At 72.2% G+C, this 5,966-nt stretch carries 6 protein-coding genes; 2 read left to right on the top strand and 4 right to left on the bottom strand.

What is annotated here, in order from left to right:
• Positions 1–113: 113 nt before the first annotated feature.
• A complete protein-coding gene (locus H9652_RS17595) occupies positions 114–1,442 on the top strand; it encodes a DUF1254 domain-containing protein (RefSeq protein ID WP_191797809.1) in 1,329 nt (442 codons plus the stop codon).
• Between the two features lie 120 nt (positions 1,443–1,562).
• On the opposite strand, the gene H9652_RS17590 is transcribed toward H9652_RS17595, so the two are convergent.
• The 3 genes from H9652_RS17590 to H9652_RS17580 all read right to left on the bottom strand — a co-directional run bounded on the left by H9652_RS17590 (position 1,563) and on the right by H9652_RS17580 (position 4,485).
• Positions 1,563–2,471: a sulfurtransferase gene (locus tag H9652_RS17590; protein ID WP_191797807.1), complete on the bottom strand. Its 909-nt coding sequence runs from the start codon at positions 2,469–2,471 to the stop codon at positions 1,563–1,565.
• Between the two features lie 193 nt (positions 2,472–2,664).
• A complete protein-coding gene (gene ybaK, locus H9652_RS17585; protein ID WP_191797805.1) occupies positions 2,665–3,165 on the bottom strand; it encodes a Cys-tRNA(Pro) deacylase in 501 nt (166 codons plus the stop codon).
• A gap of 15 nt (positions 3,166–3,180) precedes the next feature.
• Positions 3,181–4,485, bottom strand: coding sequence for an MFS transporter (locus H9652_RS17580; RefSeq protein ID WP_191797803.1), 1,305 nt, complete (start codon positions 4,483–4,485; stop codon positions 3,181–3,183).
• Positions 4,486–4,521: 36 nt separating this feature from the next.
• On the opposite strand from H9652_RS17580, the gene H9652_RS17575 reads away from it, so the two are divergent.
• Positions 4,522–5,169: a FadR/GntR family transcriptional regulator gene (locus H9652_RS17575; RefSeq protein WP_318244251.1), complete on the top strand. Its 648-nt coding sequence runs from the start codon at positions 4,522–4,524 to the stop codon at positions 5,167–5,169.
• A gap of 20 nt (positions 5,170–5,189) precedes the next feature.
• On the opposite strand, the gene H9652_RS17570 is transcribed toward H9652_RS17575, so the two are convergent.
• Positions 5,190–5,918, bottom strand: a complete 729-nt coding sequence (locus H9652_RS17570) for a VIT1/CCC1 transporter family protein (RefSeq protein ID WP_191797798.1) — start codon at positions 5,916–5,918, stop codon at positions 5,190–5,192.
• Positions 5,919–5,966: the final 48 nt, after the last annotated feature.

Genomic DNA, 5,966 nt, shown 5'->3' with positions numbered 1-5,966 from the left:
GGCCGGGGGGCCGGCCCGGGCCCGGCACGCCGCGCTCGACGCGCACCACCTGCTCCCCGTCGATACGTTGAGCCACGAGTGCGCCGACGCACGGCGCGGACGGACGGAGCGTCATGGGAACCCTGTCGAACGACCTGCGCACGCTGAGCCACGAGGCGTACGTCTACCTGTACCCGCTCGTGACCATGGACCTCAGCCGGCGCCAGGCCACGAACGTGGCGGCCGGCGTCCGCCCCGGGTTCGGGCCGCCCAACGTGTTCCACCACCTGCGGGAGTTCCCGCCCGCGGACTTCCGGGCCGTGGTCCGCCCCAACTTCGACACGCTGTACGCGAACCTGTGGCTCGACCTGACCGACGGCCCCGTGCTGCTCCACGTCCCCGACACCGACGACCGCTACTACATGCTGCCCCTGCTGGACATGTGGACCGAGGTCTTCGCGACGATCGGCAAGCGGACCACGGGGACGGGCGCGGGGGACTACCTGATCGTCGGACCGGACTACGAGGGCGACCTCACGGAGTTCTACGACGACCTCCCGGAGGACGTCGCGCTGATCGTCGCGCCCACCCCGCAGGTGTGGGTCATCGGGCGCATCCAGACCAACGGCGTCGCGGACTACCCGGCGGTCCACGCGGTGCAGGACGGCCTGTCGGTGCAGGAGCTGGGGGAGCGGCCGCCGTTCACGATCGACCCGACCGCGGACACCCGCACCGAGCCGCTGCACCTGGTGGACTCCCTCAGCGCGGTCGACTTCTTCACGTACGCGACCAGGCTCCTCGACACGAACCCGCCGCACCTGACCGACTTCTCGGTGCTCGCCCGCATCGGTGCGCTGGGCATCGTCCCGGGCGAGGACTTCGACGCCGGGCAGTTCGACGACGCCGAGATCGCGGAGATCGAGGCCGGGGCGGAGAGCGCCCGCGCGCTGCTGGACACGTCGCGCGCGACGCTCGGGACCGTGGCGAACGGCTGGATGCTCTACCGCGACACCATGGGCGTCTACGGGAACTTCTACCTCAAGCGGGCCGTCGTCACGCTCGTCGGGCTGGGAGCCAACCCGGTCGAGGACGCGATCTACCCGCTCCTCGCGACCGACGCGGACGGTCAGGCCCTGAACGGGGACCACGACTACGTGCTGCACTTCGACGCCGACCAGCTCCCGCCCGCGGCGGCCTTCTGGTCGGTCACGATGTACGACGCCGAGGGCTACCAGGTGGCGAACGCCCTCGACCGGTTCGCGATCGGCGACCGCGACGACCTGCAGTACGGGGAGGACGGGTCGCTCGACCTGTACCTGCAGCACGAGAGCCCGCGCGCGGACCGCGAGGCGAACTGGCTCCCCGCGCCGCGAGGCCCGCTGGGCGTGACGATGCGGCTCTACGCACCGCTCCCCGAGGCGCTCGACGGCCGCTGGGTGCCGCCGGTCGTGCGCAGGGTCTGAGCCGGCGCACGTCCGCGCCCGCGGCGCCGTGGTGACACGACGGAGGCCCGACGGCGGTGGGCCGGGTACGTGCCCCGCCCCCCCCCCCGCCCGGCGGGCATCCGCGGGAGACGGCGGACGTCAGAGGCGCGCGGAGACCTCGCCCGGCTCGGCTCCCTTGACGATCGGGACGCGGACCGCGTTGCCCCACTCGGTCCACGAGCCGTCGTAGTTGCGGACCTTGTCGAAGCCCAGCAGGTACGTCAGCGCGAACCACGTGTGGCTCGACCGCTCGCCGATGCGGCAGTACGTGATGACGTCGTCGTCGGTCGACAGGCCCAGGCCGCCCTCCTGGTAGATCGCCTCGAGCTCCTCGCGCGACTTGTACGTGCCGTCGGCTGCGACCGCGGTCGCCCACGGGACGTTGCGCGCCGTGGGGATGTGGCCCCCGCGCAGCACGCCCTCCTCGGGGTAGTCCGGGATGTGCAGGCGCTCGCCCGTGAACTCCTGGGGCGAACGGATGTCGACGAGCGGGCCGTTGCCCAGGTGCGCGAGCACGTCCTCCTTGAAGGCGCGGATCGTCTCGTCGTCGCGCTCGACCACCGGGTACTCCACGGGTTCGGGCGTCGGGACGTCGGTCGTGGTCTCGCGGCCCTCGGCGATCCACTTGCCGCGCCCGCCGTCGAGGAGACGGACGTCCTCGTGGCCGAACAGAGTGAAGACCCACGCGGAGTACGCGGCCCACCAGTTGTTCTTGTCGCCGTACAGGACGACCGTGGTGTCGCGCGAGATGCCCTTGGAGCCCAGGAGCTGGGCGAAGCCCTTGCCGTCGAGGTAGTCGCGCAGGTCGGGGTCGTTGAGGTCGGTGTGCCAGTCGACCTTGACCGCGCCCGGGATGTGGCCCGTCTCGTAGAGCAGCACGTCCTCGTCGGACTCGACCACGACCACGTCCTCGTCGTGCAGGTGCTCGGCGAGCCAGTCCGTGGAGACGAGGCGGTCGGGGTGGGCGTAGGCGGCGATCTTCTCGTTCGTGTCGAGGGGAGCGGACATGGTGTCCTCCTGATGGCTCATGGACTGGCGGGGCTGGCAGGGCTGGCGGGGTGTCCGAGGGTGGTGCGGTCGGTACCGGCGGGCACGCTCGCCACTCTAGGAACGCGGTCCACGGACCGGAAGGCCCGTCGCGCATGCTGAGACAGTGTTACCCGCTGCCCCGGTAGCGGTCGTGGAGTCGTCGCAGGAACCGTCAGTCCCGCGAGATCGGCGCCGTCACCGCGCCCGTGAGGGACACCAGGTCGGCGGGCGCCAGCCCCACGTCGAGCCCGCGCCTCCCGCCCGAGACGTACACCGCGTCGAACCCGAGGGCCGACTCGTCGACCACGGTGCGCAGCCGCTGACGTTGGCCGAGCGGCGAGATGCCGCCCACCACGTACCCGGTAGCGCGCTCGGCCGCGGCCTGTTCGGCCATCGCCGCCTTCTTGCCGCCCGCCGCGTGCGCGAGGGCCTTGAGGTCGAGCTTGCGGTCCACGGGCACGACGCCCACGACGAGCGTCCCGTCGACCGAGGCGACCAGGGTCTTGAACACCTGCTCGGCCGGGATGCCGATCGCCGCGGCGGCCTCGAGCCCATAGCTCAGGTCGGAGGACGGGTCGTGCTCGTAGGGGTGCACGGTGTGCGGCACCCCGGCCTTCTCGAGCGCGACGAGCGCGGGCGTGCCGGCGTGGGGCGACTTCTGCTTCTTGGCCACAGGACGATTGTGCCCCTAGGTGCGCGTGCCCGGGGGCTGCGAAGGCGCGGAGGCGACGTCCGGCGGGGTCGCAGCGTCCTCCACGAAACGCGGTCGGCACGCGAACCAGCCGGCGACCACGCCGGGGACGGCGGTCGCCGCGAGCGCGAGGAGCGGGACCGACCATGAGCCGGTCGCCTCGCGGAGGAGGCCCAGGCCGAGCGGGCCGAAGCACGCCAGGCTGTAGCCGATCCCCTGGACGAACCCGGACACCGCCGAGGCGGACTCCGGGGTCCTGGTCCGACGGTTGATCAGGGTCATGCAGAGCGGGAACGTGCTCACCCCGATGCCCAGCGCGCACACCCAGAGCAGCGTGCCGTCCAACGGGGACAGGATCAGGCCCAGGTATCCGGCGATCAGGACGACCGAGCACGCGACGACCACGACGAAGGGGTTCGTCATGCGCGTGGCCACGTGGGGGACCACCAGGGCGGCGACCATGCCCCACGCCGAGTACAGGGCGACCATGGAGCCGCCCAGGGTCGGGCTCCCACCTGCGTCGGAGAGCACGGCCGGCACCCAGGTGATGATCCCGTAGTTGGACAGCGCCATCATCGCGAACAGGACGACCAGACCCCAGACGGTCGAGGACCGGCTGATCCTCGGTCTCGCACCGGTCGTCGCCGGGGCGGTGGGGCTGTGATGACCGGCGGGCAGCCTGGTTGCCAGGACGAGCCAGACCACGGCAGCCAGTGCGGCCGGGCCCGCCCAGATCCCGACCGAGAGCCGCCAGGTCGTCGCTTCCGCCACCGGGACGGCCAGCAGCGGGGCGACGAACTGGCCCGTCTGCATCAGGATCAGGTAGAGCGAGGTCCACAGGGCGAGCCGGTCCGCGAACCAGGCCTTCACCAGGGGGACGATCACGACGTTCGCGGCGCCGATCCCGGCGAGGGCCAGCGCGGTCGACAGCACGAGCGCGACGGGCGTCCCGGAGAACGCGCGGCCCAGGAGCGAGAGCGCGGTCAGTCCCAGTGCCGCCGTGGCCGTGCGCTCCAGCCCGAACCGCCTCGTCACCACGGGGGCGAGGAACCCGAAGATGCCGAACGACGCCGCGGGCACGGTCCCGAGCAGGCCTGCGACCGCCACTCCGAACCCGAGGTCCGCCCCGATGATCTCGAGGAGCGGGGTGATTCCGGTCACGGCCGTCCGAAGGTTGACCGCGGTGAGGGCGATGGCCAGGCCAGCCCACAGGATCAGCCGTCCGCGGCGTACCGGGAGGCGTGCTGGAGAGAGTGTCGTCACGCTAAACTCCACGATGAGGTCGGCGAATGATGGGATCATGGGATGAATTCTGGTGAGTCTGACACAGGTCGGCCCGTGCGTCGAGCAGGCCTGATCGACCAGGCCGTCGAACGCTTCCGTGCGGAGGTGGTCTCCGGCCGCTGGCCGGTCGGCGAGCGGATCCCGACCGAGGCCGATCTGGTGTCGGAGTTCGGGGTCGGCCGGAACACGGTCCGCGAAGCGATCCAGTCGCTCGTGCACGGCGGCCTGCTGCGCCGTGAGCAGGGCCGCGGCACCTTCGTCATCTCCAGCTCGGAGCTCACGGGCACCCTCGAGCGCCAGCTCGCGGGGGGCAGCCGTCGGCACTACCTGGAGCTGCGCCGCGCGTTGGACAGCACGGCAGCATCGCTTGCCGCATCGTGTCGCTCGGACGCCGACGTCGAGCAGCTGCGCGAGCTGCGCGACCGACGGGAGGCGATCTGGTCGACCGGTGATCGCGACTTCCGGGCCGACGCAGACCTCGCGCTGCACCGCGCGATCGTGGCGGCGACGCACAACCCGCTCTACCTGCAGCTCTACTCGAGCATGCTCGACGTCTTCGCCGTCCACATGCGCGACGAGGAGCGCGAGGACGAGGACGCGGCGCACCGCCACCACCACGAGCTGGTCGAGGCGATCGCTGACGGGGACGCCGACCGTGCGGCGTCGATGGTGGCCTCCATCTTCGGGCCCTTCATGCGCTGAGCCGCGAAGCCGGCCCCCGGCTAGACGTTCACGTCGACGAGCGACCCGATCCCGTACGTGACCGCCATGGCGATCGCACCGCCCAGGACCGTGCGGATCGTCGCGCGCCGGGTCGGCGCCTGCCCCAGCCGTGCGCTGCCCCAGCCGGTGAGGACCAGCGCCAGGACCACCGCGACGAACGTCACGGGGATCCGGGCCGCGGTGGGCGCCAGCAGGATCGCCGCCAGGGGCAGCAGACCACCGACCGTGAACGACACGATCGAGGCGACCGCGGCCTCCCACGGCGACGTCAGGTCGTCGGGGTCGATGCCCAGCTCGGCGTCGGCGTGGGCCGCGAGGGGGTCGTTCGCCGTGAGCTGGACCGCGACCTCGTGCGCGAGCTCGGGCGTGAGCCCCTTGGCCCGGTAGATCCCTGCGAGCTCGGCGAGCTCCTCGTCCGGCATGGTCGCGAGCTCCTGGCGCTCCTTGGCGAGCATCGCCTCCTCGGTGTCGCGCTGCGTGCTCACCGAGACGTACTCGCCCGCGGCCATCGACAGGGCGCCCGCGAGCAGCGCTGCGGCCCCCGCCGTCGCGATGACCAGGATCGACGTGCTGGTCGCGGCGACGCCCACGACGACGCCCGCGGTCGACACGATGCCGTCGTTCGCGCCGAGCACCCCGGCCCGGAGGCGGTTGAGCCGCGCGCCCGTCCCCTCGCTCCGGTGCTGCTCGCCCTCGTGCGGAGTCGACTGCGGTCCCGGTGTGCTCATGAGGCCACCGTAGGACGGTGGAGCAGGCGTGGGGGGGGGGGGGGGGGG

This window comes from Oerskovia rustica (assembly GCF_014836555.1).
Lineage (GTDB): Bacteria > Actinomycetota > Actinomycetes > Actinomycetales > Cellulomonadaceae > Oerskovia > Oerskovia rustica.
This window is presented reverse-complemented; position numbering and strand designations above follow the sequence as displayed.